12 protein-coding genes are annotated in these 17,678 nt (G+C 68.4%); 11 read left to right on the plus strand and 1 reads right to left on the minus strand.

All coding sequences use genetic code 11. The annotated features are described in order from the left end of the window. The first annotated feature begins 112 nt into the window (after positions 1-112). From QLQ86_RS10405 to QLQ86_RS10435, 7 genes are all read left to right on the plus strand, one after another. Entirely contained in the window at positions 113-1,093 is a 981-nt protein-coding gene (locus QLQ86_RS10405; protein WP_282816873.1) for a TAXI family TRAP transporter solute-binding subunit, read from the plus strand. Positions 1,094-1,229: 136 nt separating this feature from the next. Continuing rightward, on the plus strand, positions 1,230-3,824 hold the full coding sequence (locus QLQ86_RS10410) for a TRAP transporter permease (RefSeq protein WP_282816874.1): 2,595 nt from the start codon (positions 1,230-1,232) through the stop codon (positions 3,822-3,824). Between the two features lie 13 nt (positions 3,825-3,837). Beyond that, positions 3,838-4,266, plus strand: a complete 429-nt coding sequence (locus QLQ86_RS10415) for a universal stress protein (RefSeq protein ID WP_282816875.1) — start codon at positions 3,838-3,840, stop codon at positions 4,264-4,266. Positions 4,267-4,380: 114 nt separating this feature from the next. Then, entirely contained in the window at positions 4,381-5,283 is a 903-nt protein-coding gene (locus tag QLQ86_RS10420) for a ZIP family metal transporter (RefSeq protein WP_282816876.1), read from the plus strand. Positions 5,284-5,470: 187 nt separating this feature from the next. Then, positions 5,471-6,289 (plus strand): DUF2189 domain-containing protein, encoded by an 819-nt coding sequence (locus QLQ86_RS10425; RefSeq protein WP_282816877.1) that lies wholly within the window; start codon positions 5,471-5,473, stop codon positions 6,287-6,289. 137 nt (positions 6,290-6,426) lie between these two features. Further along, positions 6,427-6,945, plus strand: a complete 519-nt coding sequence (locus tag QLQ86_RS10430) for a molybdopterin-dependent oxidoreductase (RefSeq protein WP_282816878.1) — start codon at positions 6,427-6,429, stop codon at positions 6,943-6,945. Between the two features lie 25 nt (positions 6,946-6,970). Continuing rightward, positions 6,971-9,154: an ATP-binding protein gene (locus QLQ86_RS10435; RefSeq protein WP_282816879.1), complete on the plus strand. Its 2,184-nt coding sequence runs from the start codon at positions 6,971-6,973 to the stop codon at positions 9,152-9,154. Positions 9,155-9,158: 4 nt separating this feature from the next. Here the strand turns inward: QLQ86_RS10435 and cra are convergent, their stop codons facing one another. Continuing rightward, positions 9,159-10,166 carry a catabolite repressor/activator gene (gene cra, locus QLQ86_RS10440; protein ID WP_282816880.1) on the minus strand — a complete coding sequence of 336 codons (1,008 nt, stop codon included), beginning with the start codon at positions 10,164-10,166 and terminating at the stop codon, positions 9,159-9,161. Positions 10,167-10,386: 220 nt separating this feature from the next. Here cra and ptsP point away from each other — a divergent pair, with 220 nt between their 5' ends. The 4 genes from ptsP to pgi form a co-directional block, all read left to right on the plus strand. Next, a complete protein-coding gene (gene ptsP / locus QLQ86_RS10445; RefSeq protein WP_282736774.1) occupies positions 10,387-13,281 on the plus strand; it encodes a phosphoenolpyruvate--protein phosphotransferase in 2,895 nt (964 codons plus the stop codon). Beyond that, on the plus strand, positions 13,281-14,255 hold the full coding sequence (gene pfkB / locus QLQ86_RS10450; protein ID WP_282816881.1) for a 1-phosphofructokinase: 975 nt from the start codon (positions 13,281-13,283) through the stop codon (positions 14,253-14,255). The genes ptsP and pfkB overlap by 1 nt, the downstream gene beginning before the upstream one ends. Continuing rightward, positions 14,252-16,009 (plus strand): PTS fructose-like transporter subunit IIB, encoded by a 1,758-nt coding sequence (locus QLQ86_RS10455; protein ID WP_282736776.1) that lies wholly within the window; start codon positions 14,252-14,254, stop codon positions 16,007-16,009. The genes pfkB and QLQ86_RS10455 overlap by 4 nt, the downstream gene beginning before the upstream one ends. Positions 16,010-16,083: 74 nt before the next feature. Continuing rightward, positions 16,084-17,678: glucose-6-phosphate isomerase (gene pgi / locus QLQ86_RS10460; RefSeq protein WP_282816882.1), on the plus strand; the 1,595-nt coding region annotated here is incomplete at its 3' end.

Below are 17,678 nucleotides of genomic sequence, written 5' to 3' on the forward strand. Positions count from 1 at the left end.
CATCAAGCGCCCGCTTTTTTCGCTAAAGTAGGAGAGGGCGGCAACGCCGCCGGCGGTCGCGTCACGGGGCTGCCATATCGGAACCCGTTTGCACAACACAAGAGGTGTGTTCATGAAACGCCATGCATTCTCTGCAGCTGCCTTCACCGGCGCGCTCCTGGGGGCCGCGATGTTCGCCTCGCCGGCCATGGCCCAGGACGAAGAACAATTCATTACCATCGGGACCGGTGGCCAGACCGGCGTCTACTATGTGGTCGGCCAGTCCGTCTGTCGCCTGGTGAACCGTCTGGAAGATGCCAACATCAAGTGCAACGCGCCCTCCACCGGTGGCTCGGTGGCCAATATCAACGGGATCAAGTCCGGTGAGCTGGATATGGGGGTCGCCCAGTCCGACGTCCAGTACCAGGCCTACAACGGTACCGGCAACTTCGAGGGTGAGCCCTACGAGGATCTGCGCGCGGTGTTCCGCGTGCACGGTGAGCCCCTGACCCTGCTGGCCCGCGCCGATTCCGGCATCGAGACCCTCGACGACCTGGAAGGCAAACGCGTCAATATCGGCAACCCGGGCTCCGGCCAGCGCAACACCATGGAAGTGGTGATGGAAGCCAAGGGCTGGACCGAGGATACCTTCTCGCTAGCTTCACAGCTTGATGCCGCCGAACAGGCCGCTGCCCTGGCCGACAACAACGTCGACGCCATGGTCTACGTGGTGGGGCATCCCAACGGCTCCATCCAGGAGGCGACCACCACGGTGGACTCCCGCCTGATTCCGCTGAATGACGAAGCCATCGATGGCATCGTCGAGGAGTTCCCCTACTACACCAAGTCGGTCATTCCCGGCGGCCTCTACAAGGGCAACGACGAGGACGTCGAGACCTTCGGTGTGGCCGCGACCTTCGTGACCACCGCCGAGGCCGACGAGGAAGTCATCTACCAGACCGTCAAGGCGGTATTCGACAACTTCGATCGCTTCAAGCGCCTGCATCCGGCCTTCGAGAACCTCGACCAGGAAGAGATGGTCAGCGAGGGGCTTTCCGCACCACTGCATGACGGGGCGGCACGTTACTATCGCGAGCAGGGCTGGATCGAGTGATCCGGCTCGTCTGAGGTGATCACACCTCGGTGAAGAATGCGCGGTCACCCGAGGGGGCCGCGCATTCTGTTTGGGATGCCGTAGGGCATCACCAAGAGGGGTTCCCAGGGCAAACGTTACAGAGCAGGGCACGCTTATGACTGAGGACAACAAGAGGGCCGCGGGATCCGAGGTCGATCTGGAGGATATGGTCGCCTCGACCGATACCGGGGCCCGCAAGCCGGCCGGCATGCCCGGCAAGCTGCTGGTGAGCATCGCTGCGGTGTGGTCGCTCTTCCAGCTGTGGATCGCGTCTCCGTTGCCGTTCATGCTGGGCTTCGGCGTCTTCAACGCCACCGAGTCCCGTTCCATCCACCTGGCCTTCGCGCTCTTCCTGGCCTACATGGCCTATCCGGCACTCAAGCGCTCGCCCCGCGACCGCATCCCCGTCCAGGACTGGGTGCTGGCGGCGGCGGCGGCCTTCTGTGGCGCCTACATGTTCATGTTCTACGAGCAGCTGTCCCAGCGTCCCGGCGCGCCGATCCTGCAGGACGTGATCATCGGCGTGGCGGGTATCCTGCTGCTGCTCGAGGCCACGCGACGGGCGCTCGGTCCGCCGCTGATGATCATCGCCTCGATCTTCATCGTCTACTCGCTGGCTGGGCCCTACATGCCGGGCATCCTCTCCCACCGCGGGGTCAGCCTCTTTGGGCTGGTCAACCACCAGTGGCTGACGACTCAGGGGGTCTTCGGCATCGCGCTGGGGGTCTCGACCAGCTTCGTCTTCCTGTTCGTGCTGTTCGGTGCTCTGCTCGACAAGGCCGGCGCCGGCAACTACTTCATCAAGGTCGCCTTCTCGATGTTGGGGCACTACAAGGGCGGGCCGGCCAAGGCCGCCGTGGTCGCCTCGGGCATGACCGGCCTGATCTCCGGCTCCTCCATCGCCAATGTGGTGACCACCGGCACCTTTACCGTGCCGATGATGAAACGCGTCGGCTTCTCCGCCGAGAAGGCCGGGGCCGTGGAGGTGTCGTCCTCGGTCAATGGCCAGATCATGCCGCCGGTCATGGGGGCTGCGGCCTTCCTGATGGTCGAGTACGTGGGCATCTCCTATGTCGAGGTGATCAAGCATGCCTTCCTGCCGGCACTGATCTCCTATATCGCGCTGATCTATATCGTCCACCTCGAGGCCCTCAAGGCCAACCTGCAAGGGTTGAAGAGCAGCAATCCACCCAAGCCCCTGGTCCGCAAGGTGATCGGCTTCCTCGGCGGCCTGCTGCTGATGATGATCACGGCACTCGCGGTCTACTACGGCCTGGGCTGGCTCAAGCCGGTACTGGGCGAGGCGGCACCCTGGGTGATCGCCGCGGGGTTGGCGCTGATCTATGTGGGGCTGCTCAAGGTCGGGTCGAACTATCCCGAACTGGAACTCGACGACCCGGACGCACCGATCTATACGCTGCCCCAGACCCGACCCACGGTGATGGTCGGCCTGCAGTTCATCCTGCCGGTGATCGTGCTGATCTGGTGCCTGATGGTCGAGCGTCTGTCGCCGGGACTGTCGGCCTTCTGGGCGACGGTGTTCATGATCTTCATCATCCTTACCCAACGCCCGATCATGGCGAGCTTCCGCGGCCAGGGGAGCATGGCGGCGGACCTGCGCGATGGGGCACTGGACCTGTGGAATGGCCTGGTCACCGGTGCCCGCAACATGATCGGCATCGGCATCGCCACCGCCACGGCCGGCATCATCGTCGGCGCGGTTTCCCAGACCGGCGTCGGCCTGGTGCTGGCCGATGTGGTGGAGATCCTCTCCATGGGCAACCTGATGCTGATCCTGATCTTCACCGCGGTGCTCAGCCTGATCCTCGGCATGGGCCTGCCCACCACGGCCAACTACATCGTGGTCTCGGCGCTGCTGGCCCCGGTGATCGTCCAGCTGGGCGAGCAGAACGGCCTGCTGGTGCCGTTAATCGCGGTGCACCTGTTCGTGTTCTACTTCGGCATCATGGCGGACGTCACGCCACCGGTGGGGCTGGCGTCCTTCGCCGCGGCCGCTGTCTCGGGCGGCGACCCGATTCGCACCGGCTTCCAGGCCTTCTACTACAGCCTGCGCACCGCGGCGCTGCCGTTCCTGTTCATCTTCAACACCGACCTGCTGCTGATCGATGTCTCGCCCCTGCAGGGCGTGGTGATCTTCGTGGTATCGACCATCGCCATGCTGATCTTCGCCGCGGCCACCCAGGGCTTCATGATCGCCCGCAACCGCTGGTACGAGTCCATCGTGCTGCTGCTGGTGGCCTTCACACTGTTCCGGCCGGGCTTCTGGATGGATCGGATCCACGATCCCTACGAATCCGTGCCACCCGCGCAATTTGTCGAGGCACTGGGCAGCGTCGACGATGAGAGCACCCTGCGCCTGCAGATCCTCGGTGAGGATGACTTCGGTGACCCGTTGACTACCTACATGCAGCTGCCGGTGCCTGAAGGGGAGACCGGCGAGGAGCGCCTGGAGAACCTGGGCCTGGAGTTGATCGTCGAGGACGAGCGGGTCGTGGTCGACATGGTGACCTTCGGCAGCCAGGCCGAGGACCTTGGGTTCGACTTCGACCAGGAGATCGTCGAGGTGCTGGCCCCGGTGGACCGCTGGACCAAGGAGCTGATGTGGATTCCGGCCTTCCTGGTGTTCGGTCTGATCGTAGTGATGCAGCGCCGGCGGCGTGATCGCAGTGCCGCCGCGGCCTCAGCCTGAAGGAGAGAGCGTCATGTACCAAAAGATCATGTTACCGGTGGATCTCAACGAGGAGGCCTCCTGGACCAAGGCGCTGCCGACGGCGGTGGCGCTGTGCCGCAGCTTCGGCGCCTCCTTGCATGTGGTGACGGTGCTACCGGACTACCGCATGCCACTGGTCGGCTCCTACTTCCCCAAGGACTTCGCCAAGAAGGCCCATGAGGCGATCTCCCAGGCCCAGCACGAGTTCATCCGCGACCATGTGCCCGAGGACATCACGGCCCAGAGCGTCATCGTCGATGGCTCGCCCTGGGAGGCCATCATCAAGGCGGCGAAGAAGCTCGAGGTGGACCTGATCGTCATGGCCTCCCACAACAAGCGCAAGTTCGCCGACTACGTGCTCGGGCCCAATGCCGAGCATGTCGTGCATCACTCCAAGATCTCGGTGATGATCGTGCGCTGATCGGGACCGCCACCTTCTGTAGTACCCCGCGAACGCCTCCTCCCGATGGAGGCGTTCGCATATGGGGCTGCTGTCCCGGCACTGAACCTCCGGGCGAGGCAGGGAGCGAGACAGATGACCACGGACCAATGGAGATACATCGGTCGTGCCTGGCTGATGCCGGTGATGCTGCTGGCAACGCTCGGCCTGCTGCTCGCCTGGTGGTTCCAGGAGGCCGGTCGACTGGACTGGGTCGACGGCCTCGGCCGCATGCAACTGGGCATCCTGGCGAGTCTGGTGGCCGGTCTCTTCACCCTGGTGGGGGCACTGCCGGTGCTGCTGTTCCCGCGCGTCAGCTTCCGTGTTCAGGATTCCCTGCTGGGCTTCGGCGCCGGGGTGATGCTGGCGGCGACTGCCTTCTCCCTGGCGGAGCCTGCGATCAACGAGGCCCAGCGCTATGTGCCTGATGTGCTGGGTGCGTCTCTGCTGGTGTCCCTGGGTATCGGTCTCGGTGGTCTGGCCGTGCTGCTGCTGGACAAGCTGCTGCCCCACGAGCACTTCGCCGTGGGCAAGCAGAGCGGCGCCGAGGCGGCCCGCATCAAGCGTATCTGGTTGTTCATCTTCGCCATCTCCATCCACAACCTGCCTGAGGGGCTGGCGGTAGGGGTCGGCTACAGCACCGGCGACATCACCGGTGGCCTGGCCATCACCATCGGCATCGGGCTGCAGAACATGCCGGAGGGACTGATCGTGGCGATCGGCCTGATGAGCGTGGGCTACAGTCGCTGGACCGGCCTCGGCGTGGCCCTGCTCACCGGGCTCGTCGAGCCGGTCGGTGGGACCTTCGGTGCCGTGGTGGTGACCGTCGCCGCCTTCCTGCTGCCGCTGGGGCTGGCCTTCGCCGCCGGGGCCATGCTGTTCGTGATCAGCCACGAGATCATTCCCGAATCCCACCGCAAGGGCCACCAGACCTACGCCACCATGGGGGTGCTGGTGGGCTTCGTGCTGATGATGACCCTGGGCAAGACCTTGGCGTGACGCCTGTGCCGCCAGGACATTTTGCGTTGAGTGCCGTGATGCAACACACCCTGCGGGATTGGCTGCCGTCGTCTACATTAACCAGGTGTTAAGAGATGAAGGGCGCATTACGGCCGCGTGTCGAAATGTGGCCTTGAACCGGCCCGGCAGTACCGGGACTCAACAGGCGGCAAACAGGGGTGTGACCATGAATGCAGCGACGTCACGAGAGCATGGCAAGGGTGCTGCGCCCAATGTCAGGATCAGCATTCGGTCGGTGGGCATGGATAAGCCGCGAGCCTGGCTGGCAGCAGGATTCGAGGATTTTCGCCAGGCCATGGCGGTCAGTCTGGCCTACGGTATGTTCTGGGTGGGCTTGAGTGTTGCCGTCACCGCCGGCGCCTTCACGCTGGGCCTCTGGCACTGGCTGCTGCCGCTGATCGCCGGCTTCATGTTCCTCGGTCCGCTGGTGGCGGTGGGCTCCTACGGCATCAGTCGTGCACTGGAGGCGGGTCGTGCCCCCAACCTGGGCGATGCCTTCGGCGGCTGGAAGGGCCATGCGGGGCAGCTGGCGATGATGGGCGTGATGATGATGATCTTCTTCCTCGCCTGGATCCGCCTGGCCACCCTGCTGTTCGCGCTGTTCTTCGGCTTCGAGGCCCCGAGCCCCGAGACGCTCTACACCTCGCTGCTCACCACCACCGACGGGCTGATGATGCTGGCGGTGGGCACCGCGATAGGCGCCGTCCTCGCGTTCGGCGCCTTCACCATCAGCGTGGTGGCCATTCCTACCCTGATGGACCAGGACCTGACCTTCATGGAGGGCATCGAGGCCAGCATCCGTTCGGTGTCGAAGAACTTCCGCCCGATGCTGTTATGGGCGGTGATCCTCACCGGCTGCGTGCTGGTCGGGGTGATGACCTTCTACATCGGCCTGGCGCTGATCCTGCCGGTACTGGGCCACGCCAGCTGGCACGCCTACGAGGACCTGGTGCGCATCGAACCGATGGAGAAGCTGAAGAGCTGACGTGATCTGTCGGTCAGGTACGAGAGACATCAGGGGGCGCTTGGCGCTCCCTGATGTTTTTGCATGATGCCCTCCTGACCTCCGAGGTCGAATCGCGTACTCTTGCTGCACCTTTACAGTCCGCAGGAAGCCTGCCGATGCTGACCGGTATCCCCCTTCGTCCGCTCGTACTGCTGCTCTCGGCCCTGGTGCCGTTCTCCATCGCCCTGGCCTCGCCGCTGCCGACACCCAAGGGGACGGTGCTCCTGACCCTCAGTGGTGACATCGCCAATGCCAACGTGGGCGACGAGGCGCATTTCGACCGGGCCATGCTCCAGGCCCTGCCGACGCGAGTTATCGAGACCCATACGCCCTGGCATCGCGACAGGGGACGCTACGAGGGGCCGCTGGTTCGCGCCCTGCTCGAGGCGGTCGGTGCCGATGATGTCGAGCAGGTGCGCATCCGGGCCCTCAACCACTACGAGGCGGAGGTGCCGGTGTCGGACTTCCGGCGGCACGACGTGATCCTGGCCATGACCCGCGACGGCGAGTCCCTGACCATCCGCGAGTATGGGCCGCTGTTCGTGCTCTACCCCTTCGACGAGCATCCCGAACTGCTCACCGAGGCCATCCGATTCCGCTCGGTGTGGCACGTCGAGCGGATCATCGTGCCCTGAGCCTGGCCGGCCGCGGAGACCCGAAGTGCTGCGCTATCCTCTGCGTCTCAAGCTGGGTGCCATCGCTGCCCTGGTGTTCTTCGCCGCCGCCCTGGTGGTGGTCGGCCTGGTGGCCTGGCGCCAGGACAGCCTGGCCGAGAGCGTGGGGGGGGATGCGGCCTGGCACGCCTACAAGCTCGACCGGGATACGGTGCAGCTACGCAGCTTCCTCGCGCGACCCGACCTCTCCCGCGAGTCGCTTCAGGCCCTGCGCCTGCGCTTCGAGCTGCTCTACAGCCGTCTCACCCTGCTGCAGGATGGCGACATCACCGAGCTGCTCGGCAACATCCGTGTGGCCGAGCAGCTGATCCCGGAGATCGAGCGGCACCTGCAGGTCCTGGATGAGCAGATCCGGGGCCTGGAGCGCCTCGACGATGACGCCCGAGGCAGCCTGACCCAGCGTCTCGAGACCCTGGGCGGCGTGACCGAGCGGCTGATCATCGCCATCAATGGCCACCTGGCCGAGACCACCACACGAGAACGGGAGCGGCTGCAGACCCTCTATGGCGTGTTGCTGCTGCTGATCCTGGCCATGAGCCTGGCGGGCTCGCTGGTAGTCGCCTTCCTGTTTCGCGAGGCCCGCGACAATGCCGCCGCCCGGCGGGACCTGGAGTCGCTGAGCCGCGAGCTGGAGGTCACCGCCCGACAGGCCGAATCGGCCAACCGTGCCAAGTCCGAGTTCCTGGCCACGGTCAGCCACGAGATCCGTACCCCCCTCAACGGCGTCATCGGCATGAGCGACCTGCTGCAGGGCCAGCCGCTTCCCGACCGGGCGCGTCACTTCGCCGATACCATCCATGACAGTGCCCGGCTGCTGCTCGAGTTGATCAACGACATCCTGGACTTCTCCAAGATCGAGGCCCAGCGCCTGGAACTCGAGGCGCGCCCGTTCGCCCTCGGCGAGCTGGTCGATGGCGCGATCTCGCTGTTCGCGCCCCGGGCCGAGGCCCGGGGCATTCACCTCGCATGCGAGCTGGATCCCGGGCTGCCGCCGTACCTCCTGGGGGATGCCGGTCGACTTCGCCAGGTGCTGCTCAACCTGCTCTCCAACGCCATCAAGTTCACCGAGCAGGGAGAGGTGCGCCTGAGGGTCCGTGACGAGGGGGACGGGCAGGTGCTTTTCGAGGTCATCGACACGGGCGGCGGCATCGCCCCTCGTCGCCAGGCCCAGCTGTTCGAGCCCTTCCAACAGGGTGACCCCTCCACCGCCCGACGCTTCGGCGGCACCGGCCTGGGGCTGGCCATCTGCAAACGGCTGGTGGAGGCCCAGGGGGGGCATATCGGGCTTCAGAGCGAGGTGGGCCACGGCAGCCGTTTCTGGTTCGTGCTGCCATTGAGCGTGGCGGACAGCGGCGAGCAGTCGGAGGAGACGGTGGCGTCTCTTCCCGAGCAGCGTGTGGCCGACGCCCGGCTGCTGGTGGTCGAGGACAACCCGGTCAACCAGCAGGTTGCCCGCGCCATGCTCGAACGGCTGGGCTGCCGGGTCAGCGTGGCCGACACGGCGGACGCGGCGCTCCTCCAGGCGGGCCGGGAGCGCTTCGACCTCATCTTCATGGACGTGCAACTGCCCGGCATGGACGGGCTGGAGGCGACGCGCCGGCTGCGTGCCCGCGGCGGCTGGGCGGCCGAGGTGCCGGTGGTGGCCATGACCGCCGGGGGGCCGGGTGGGGACCAGGCCCGCTGCCTGGCGGCCGGCATGAATGGTTACCTCACCAAGCCCCTGTTCCAGGACGCCCTGATGGCGACGCTGCAGCGGCATCTGAGTCAGGCGGGGACGATGCCCGGCGTCGGGCGTCCTGCTGCCACGGCGGGGAAGGGGACGGCCGGCCAGACGCTGGAGGCCGCTACCCTCATGGCACTGCGCGAGAGCCTGGGCGAGCAGGGACTGGCCGCCCTGATCACCCTCTTCCGGCAACAGGCGGCAGAGCACCTGGACGGCCTGGAGCAGGCCGTGGCGGAGGGGGCGCCACGCCGGGGCGAGTATCTCGCCCACCAGCTCAAGGGGGAGGCCTCGAGTCTTGGCGCGTTGAAGGTGGCCGGGCTGGCCGCACGGCTGGAGCGCCTGGGCCGGGAAGGACGACTGGACGAGGTGGCAGTTGTCCTGGGCGCCCTGCATCGCTGCCTGGCCCAGACCCTGACGGCGCTGGAGGCCTGGATGCAGGGCAAGTGACTCATCAGGCCCGGGCGGCGGCGCGCCCGGGAAGGCGCCATCTCAGGTGGCGCTCAACCACCTGCAGGCCCGGCCGGTAGTCGCCCCGCGCGGCGGCGAGGGCACACGCCAGGGTCAGGATGGCGATGCGGTCATGGTCCTGGACCGCGGAGTTGACCGGCAGGGGCAGGAAGTCCAGCAGGCGGCTGTCGCCGAAGGTAGCCAGGCGCAGCGCTGGCGGCAGGCCGCCATCCTCCAGCAGCACGTCGAAGACCCCGTCGAGCAGGGTGTAGGAGGCGGTGACCAGGGCGTCCGGCATGCCGTGGCCATCGAGCAGCTCGCGCATCAGCCGGCCCCCCTCGACGCGGTCATAGCGCCGGGCCGCGCAGGTGATCACCTCCGGCGGCGGATGGTCGGCCAGGGCCTGCTGGAAGCCGGCGCGGCGCTCCTGGCTGATCGACAGGGCAGGCACCGCATCCAGCCAGGCGATGCGCGTCACCGCGTCATCGAGCACCGAGCGGGTCAGCCGCTCGGCGGCCTCCCGGTCGTTGCTGACCACGCTGGCGAAGTGGCGCGGGTCGAGGCCACGGTCCACGGCCACCACCGGCAGGCCGGCCGCCATCAGTTCGGCATAGAAGGGGTCCTCCATGGGCAGGCAGCTGGCGATGATCAGCACCTCGCAGCGCTGGGCGCGCAGCGCCAGGGCCAGCTCTCGCTCGCTCTCAGGGTCATCGTCGGAGCCGACGATCAGCAGCCGGTAACCCGCCTCCCGGGCGCCGCGCTCGAGCCGCTTGGCCAGGCGCGCATAGCTGACGTTCTCCAGGTCGGGGATGATCAGCCCCAGAAGGCGGCTCGCCCCCCGTCGCAGCGCGGCGGCCTGGGCGTCGACCCGGTAGCCGTGCTGCTGCACCACGGTCATCACCCGGGCGACGGTCTCCTGGCTGATGCGCCGCTCACGGGCCTTGCCGTTGATGACATAGCTGGCCGTGGTACGGGAGACCCCGGCCAGGCGAGCGATTTCAGCGAGTGTCATGGGCGTCCTCGGTAACGGGTGGGGGGCGATTCTACGTCACGGGCCGAGGCCTGCACCCCCTGCCAAAGTCGTAGCGGATCGGCCTTGCCAACCAGTATGAATCGATTCAGCATGAATAGCATCAAGGTGACACGATTCAGCCATCGGGTGCACCACTTCCCCGAGTGGCTGAGCGAGAGGCGACCACCGCCCGCGTCACCCGCGCGAACAGGAGAGACCCATGTTGACCCTACGCCAGGACGATATCCTGCTCGACTGTCGGGCCGACGACTGGCGCCTGGCGCTGGACCAGGCCGCCGATGCCCTGCACGAGGCCGGCATGGTCGAGCGCGGTTACCGCGACGGCCTGCTCGACCGCGAGTCGCAGTCCTCGACCTTCCTGGGTAATGCCATCGCCATTCCCCACGGCACCCCCGACAGCCGTCGGCACGTGCGCCGTACCGGCGTGCGCGTGCTGCAGTTCCCGGCAGGCGTCGAGTGGCACGACGGCAATCGCGTGCATGTGCTGGTGACCATCGCCGCCCAGAATGATGAGCACCTGGACATCCTGCGCCAGCTGACCCATGTGCTGGATCGTCAGGGCGTCGCCGAGCGCCTGGCCGCCGCCGGCTCGCGCAGCGAGATCGCCGGGCTGCTGTCGAAGGCGGTGGTCGAGGCGCGCCTGGATGCCGACACCCTCTGCCTGGGCTTTCCCGCCCGTGACCGCCAGGAGCTGGCGCTGGCCGGCGCGGCGCGCCTGCGCCAGGCCGGCTGCGTGGGCAGCGACTTCGTGGTCAGCGTCGCCGATCGCGCGCCCCTGGGGCTCGGCCAGGGGCTGTGGCTGGTCAGCAGCGATCGTGGCGTCGAGGTGCCGGCGTTGTCGCTGGCGACCGCCGATACGCCCCTGGAGGAGGCGGGTGAGCGGGTCACCGGCGTCTTCTGCCTGGCCGCCCAGGGCGATGCTCATCGCGGCCTGCTGGAGCGGCTCCTCGCCCTGCTGGACGCGGGGGTCGCGCGCGAACTGCACGACCTCGATGCCGAGACGCTGCTGGCGCGGTTTGCCGGTGAATCCGCCGCGGCCCGCACCCGCCAGGCCCGGGTTCTCAATGCCCACGGCCTGCACGCCCGACCGGCCAAGCAGCTGGTGCAGGTGGCGCGCGCCCAGGGCCTGGCGATCCGCGTACGCCTGGCCGATGGCGGCTTCGATGCGGTCTCGGCCAGCAGCCTGACGAGGGTGATCAACCTGGGCGCACGCCGTGGACAGCAGCTCATCTTCTCCGCCGAAGGGGACGGGGCCGAGGCCGCCCTGGAGACGGTCTGCAACGCCGTGGCCGAGGGGCTCGGCGAGCAGGTGCTGCCCTTCGACGAGAGTCGCGAGCAGACGGCGGCGGTCGTGGACGAGCCGGCGCCGGAGCCCTTGCCCGCCGATGAGCCTCACCCGGCCGTGGCCGCCTCGCCGGGGCTGGCCATCGCGCCGGTCTTCGTGTTGCGCACGCCTCACTTCGAGTATCCCCAGCGGGCCGAGGACCCTGCCGCCGAGGCTCGCCGTCTCGAGCAGGCAATCCACGAGGGCGCCCAGCAACTCGAGGCCCTGGTGCATGAGGCCCGCGGCGGCGAGGTGGCGCAGATCCTTTCCATGCACGAGGAGATGTTGAGCGACCCCGAGCTGCTCGAAGCGGCCCGGGAGCAGATCCAGGAAGGCAGCTCCGCCGAGGCGGCCTGGTGGGGCGCCATCGAGACCGCCGCCCACGCCCAGGAGATGCTCGCCGACCGGCTGCTGGCCGAGCGCGCCGCCGACCTGCGCGACGTCGGCCGTCGCGTACTGGGCATCCTCTGCCGGGTCGCGCTCCCCGAGCCGCCGGATCATCCCTACATCCTGGTCACCGACGACGTCGGGCCCTCCGACGTGGCACGCCTCGACACTTCCCGGGTACGTGGCCTGCTCACCGCCCGCGGCGGGGCCACCTCTCATAGCGCGATCCTGGCCCGGGCGCTGGGCATTCCCGCCGTGGTGGGGGGCGGCAGGCGGGTGCTGACCCTGGCGAATGGCACCGAGCTGATCCTCGATGGCGAGCGCGGCCGGGTCATCCCGGCCCCCTCCGCCGCGCGCCGTGAGGCCGCCGAACAGCGCCTGGCCGAGCGCCGCCGCCGCGAGGCCGAGGCCTGGGAGGCCCGCTTCCGGGAGGCCCGCACCCGCGACGGCCATCGCGTCGAGGTGGCCGCCAACCTGGGCAACACCGCCCATGCGGCCGATGCCGTGGAACGCGGCGCCGAGGGCGTCGGCCTGCTGCGCACCGAGTTCCTGTTCATGGCCCATGCCCAGGAGCCGGACCTCGAGACCCAGGTCGCCGAGTACCGCGAGGCGCTGGACGCCCTGGACGGCCGCCCGCTGGTGGCGCGCACCCTGGATGTCGGCGGCGACAAGCCGCTGCCCTACTGGCCGGTGCCGAAGGAGGACAATCCCTTCCTCGGCCTGCGCGGCATCCGCCTGGCACTCACCAGGCCCAGGGTACTCGAGACCCAGTTCCGCGCCATGCTGATGGCGGCGGCAGGCGATCCTGCGGCGGGCCCCGCGGGACAAGGCAAGCCGCTGCGCATCATGCTGCCGATGGTCAAGGACGTCAGCGAGTTCCGCGTCGCCAAGGCGATCCTCGACCGCCTGCTCGAGGAGATTCCCGAGACCGAGCGGACCTCCGACGTCCAGCTCGGGGTGATGATCGAGGTGCCCTCCTGCGCCCTGCTGGCGCCAACCCTGGCCGCCGAGGTGGACTTCTTCTCGGTAGGGACCAACGACCTGACCCAGTACACCCTGGCCATCGACCGCGGCCACCCGGAGCTCTCCGCCCAGGCCGACGGCCTGCACCCGGCGGTGCTCAAGCTGATCGAGATGACCGTCTCGGCCGCCCATGCCCACGGCAAGTGGGTCGGGGTCTGCGGGGAGCTCGCCAGTGACGCCGTCGCCGTGCCGGTGCTGGTGGGGCTCGGCGTCGACGAGCTGTCGGTCAGCGCCCGCCAGGTGCCCCTGGTCAAGGCGCGGCTCGCCGAGTTCGACCTCGCCGAGGCGCGTGGCCAGGCGGAGCTGGCCCTGGCCCAGGCCACCAGCGAGGCGGTGCGCGACGCCCTGGAGGTGCGCTGATGGCCCGGATCCTGACCCTTACCCTCAACCCCGCCCTGGACCTCTCGGTGAGCCTCGGCCGCCTGGTGCCGGGCGAGGTCAATCGCACCCGCGAGACGCACCTCGCCGCCGCCGGCAAGGGGGTCAACGTGGCCCGGGTGCTGGTCGAGCTCGGCCACGAGGTCAGCGTCTCGGGCTTTCTCGGCGCCGACAACGACGGCCCCTTCCTGCGTGCCTTCGAGGCCCTGGCGGTGAAGGACGCCTTCATCCGGGTGCCGGGTGAGACCCGCATCAACGCCAAGATCGCCGAGGCCGACGGCCGGGTCACCGACATCAACGGGCCCGGGGCGGCCATCGATGACGCGGCCTGGCAGCGACTGCTCGCCTGGCTCGACACCCGCGCCGCCGATCCCCGGCGGCGTCCCGAGGCGGTGGTGATCGCCGGCAGCCTGCCGCCGGGCATCTCACCCACTGAGCTCGCCGAGCTGGTCGCCCGCCTGCGCGCGGCCGACCTCCCGGTATGGGTCGACACCAGCGGCGAGGCCCTGGCGGCGGCCATCGAGGCACGCCCCTCGGCGGTCAAGCCCAACGAGCAGGAGCTGGCCACCTGGGCCGGCACGCCACTGACGAGCGCCGACGCCCGGCTCAGGGCGGCGCTGAGGCTCTACGCCCACGGGGTCGAGGAGGCGCTGATCTCCGCCGGCCCGGAAGGCGTGCTCTGGGTCAGCCGGCGCGGCGCCTGGCAGGCCCTGCCGCCGCGCCTCGACGTCGCCAGCACCGTGGGGGCCGGCGACACCCTGGTCGCCGCCATGCTGCACGGCGTGCTCTCGGGGCATCCCCCCGAGCAGGTGCTGCGCCTGGCCACGGCGCTCTCCGCCGAATCCGTCCGTCATGTGGGCGTGGGCGACGCCCGTGCCCCGGATTTCCCGCAACTCCAACAACAGACCCGCGTTCGCCGTCTCAACGACGTCGATGCAGGGGGAGCTCTCGCATGAACGCCATCATCATCACCGCCTGCCCCAGCGGCATGGCCACCACCTTCCTCGCCGCCCGTCGCCTCGAGCAGGCGGCCAGCCGCCTCGGCTGGCAGACCCGGGTCGAGATGCACGGCGAACTCGAGCCGCTCACGCCGGTCACTGCCGAGGAGATCGCCGAGGCCGACCTGGTGGTGGTCGCCGCCGATCACGTGCCGGCCCCGGAGCGCTTCGCCGGCAAGCGGCTGTACCGTGCCGCCATCGACCAGGCCCTGCCCGACCCGCGTGCCTTCCTCGAGCGGGCCAGCCGCGAGGCCAGCGACTTCCAGCCATCGGCGCAGGAGCCCGCCCCGATGGCCGCCGGCACCCGACACGACGACGCCTGCAAGATCGTCGCGGTGACCGCCTGCCCCACCGGCGTGGCCCACACCTTCATGGCCGCCGAGGCACTGGCCGAGGCGGGCAGGTCGCTGGGCCACGAGATCCGCGTGGAGACCCAGGGCTCGGTGGGCGCCCAGGACCAGCTCACCGAGGAGGAGATCGCCGCGGCCGACCTCGTGATCCTGGCCTGTGACATCGAGGTCGATGCGGCCCGCTTCGCCGGCAAGCCTATCTACCGCACCTCCACCGGCAACGCCCTGAAGAAGCCGAAGCCGACCATCGAGGCGGCACTCGAGGAGGCCGAGGTGGAGCAGGCGGGCGGCGCCGCGTCGTCGGCCCAGGGCGAGGCGAAGAGGGGCAGCAGGGAGAAGGGCGTCTACCAGCACCTGCTCACCGGGGTCTCCTTCATGCTGCCCATGGTGGTGGCCGGGGGCCTGCTGATCGCGCTCTCCTTCGTGTTCGGTATCGAGGCCTTTCAGGAGGAGGGCACCCTGGCGGCGGCGCTGATGCAGATCGGCGGTGGCACCGCCTTCGCGCTGATGGTCCCGGTCCTGGCCGGCTATATCGCCTACTCCATCGCCGACCGTCCGGGCATCGCGCCGGGAATGATCGGCGGCATGCTGGCCTCGGAGATTGGCGCCGGCTTCATCGGCGGCATCCTGGCGGGCTTTCTGGCCGGCTATGTGGCGCTGGCCGTGACCCGCCACGTCAAGCTGCCGTCGAGCGTCGAGTCCCTCAAGCCGATCCTGATCATCCCGCTGATCGCCAGCCTGGTCACCGGTCTGACCATGATCTACGTCGTCGGCGAGCCGGTGGCGGCCATCCTCTCCGCGCTCACCACCTTCCTCGAGAACATGGGCTCGGCCAATGCGGTGCTGCTGGGCATCCTGCTCGGCGCCATGATGTGCTTCGACCTGGGCGGGCCGGTCAACAAGGCCGCCTACACCTTCGGTGTGGGGCTGCTGGCCTCCGAGACCTATGGCCCCATGGCGGCGATCATGGCCGCGGGCATGGTGCCGGCCATCGGCATGGGCATCGCCAGCTTCGTGGCACGCCACAAGTTCTCCGAACCGGAGCGCGAGGCGGGCAAGGCCTCCTTCGTGCTGGGCTTCTGCTTCATCAGCGAGGGCGCCATTCCCTTCGCCGCCAAGGACCCGCTGAGGGTCATCCCGGTGTGCATGGTGGGCGGGGCGATCACCGGTGCGCTCTCCATGCTGGTCGGTGCCAAGCTCATGGCGCCCCATGGCGGGATCTTCGTGCTGCTGATCCCCAACGCCATCAATCCGGTCCTGCTGTATCTCGCCGCCATCATCATCGGCTCGCTGGTCACCGGCCTCGGCTATGCGGCGATCAAGCGCGGTAGCCAGGCGGTGGCCGTCGAGGCCAGGGCCTGAGGAAAGGCGGATTCATTGCGCGTGACATGAATCATCCCGCGCCTTGCCCACTACCGATCAATGGAGTTCCCCCCATGTTCCAGCTCACCCGCAGCGTCACCTGGCAGGCCCTCCAGGGCCTGCAGCAGCAGACCGCCAACGACCGCATCCGCGACTACTTCGCCGCCGACCCCCAGCGCTTCGAGAAGATGAGCCTGCGCGTCGGCGGGCTCTTCCTCGACTACTCCAAGCAGCCCGTCTCCGACGCGGTGCTGGCCACGCTGATCGAGCTCGCCGAGCACTCGGCGCTGGTCCAGCGCCGCGCCCAGATGTTCTCCGGCGACATCATCAACGTCACCGAGGACCGGCCCGTCCTCCATACGGCCCTGCGCAATCTCGGTGAGGGACCGCTCAAGGTCGACGGCCAGGACGTGATGCCGGAGATCCAGCGCACCCGCGAGCAGATCCGCGCCTTCTCCGAGGCGGTGCGCAGCGGCGAGTGGACGGGGTACGACGGCCAGCGCATCAAGGACGTGGTCAACATCGGCATCGGCGGCTCGGACCTCGGCCCTAACATGGCCTGCCGGGCGCTGCTCAAGCACCGCCACCCGGGGCTCGGCTTCCACTTCGTCTCCAACGTCGACGGCGCCCATATCCAGAAGGTGCTCAGCCGCCTCGACCCGGCCACCACCCTGTTCATCGTCTCCACCAAGACCTTCTCCACCCAGGAGACGCTGCTCAACGCCCATACCGCGCGCCGCTGGTTCCTGGACAACGCCGGCCCGGAGGCCGACGTGGGGGCGCACTTCATCGCCGCCTCGACCAACAAGGCGGCGGCCATGGCCTTCGGCATCCGCGAGGAGAACGTCTTCGAGTTCTGGGCCTGGGTCGGCGGGCGCTACTCGATGTGGTCCTCCATCGGCCTGCCCATCGCACTCTCCATCGGCTTCGAAGGGTTCATGGAGCTGCTCGAGGGCGCCTATGAGATGGACCAGCACTTCCTGTCCGCGCCCTTCGCCGAGAACATGCCGGTGCTGATGGCGCTGATCGGCATCTGGCACATCAACTTCCAGGGCGCCGAGACCCAGGCCATCGTGCCCTACGACCAGGCGCTGCATCAGCTGCCGGCCTTCCTGCAGCAGCTCGACATGGAGTCCAACGGCAAGTCGGTGGACATCTTCGGCCACCCGGTGGACTACAAGACCGGGCCCATCGTCTGGGGCCAGACCGGTTCCAACGGCCAGCACGCCTTCTTCCAGCTGCTCCACCAGGGCACCCGCTACGTGCCCATCGACTTCATCGCCTCGCTCAGGCCCGAGCCGGGCATGGAGGAGCACCACTTCGCGCTGCTCACCAACATGCTGGCCCAGGCCAACGCCTTCATGGAGGGCAGCCAGACCGGCAGCCGGCTCGACCCCTACAGCTGCCCGGGCAACCGCCCCTCCAGCGTGCTGCTGCTCGACGAGCTGACGCCGAAGAACCTCGGCGCGTTGATCGCGCTCTACGAGCACAAGGTGTTCGTCCAGGGGGTGATCTGGAACATCAACTCCTTCGACCAGTGGGGGGTGCAGCTGGGCAAGCGCATCGCCGGCGAGATCAGCGAGCGCATCGACGCCCACAGCCAGGACTTCGATGCCTCCACCCAGGGCCTGCTGGCGCTGGTGCGCGGACACTTCGCGTCGGGCGGCGA

The sequence above is a fragment of the Halomonas rhizosphaerae genome, from assembly GCF_030012485.1.
Lineage (GTDB): Bacteria > Pseudomonadota > Gammaproteobacteria > Pseudomonadales > Halomonadaceae > Halomonas > Halomonas rhizosphaerae.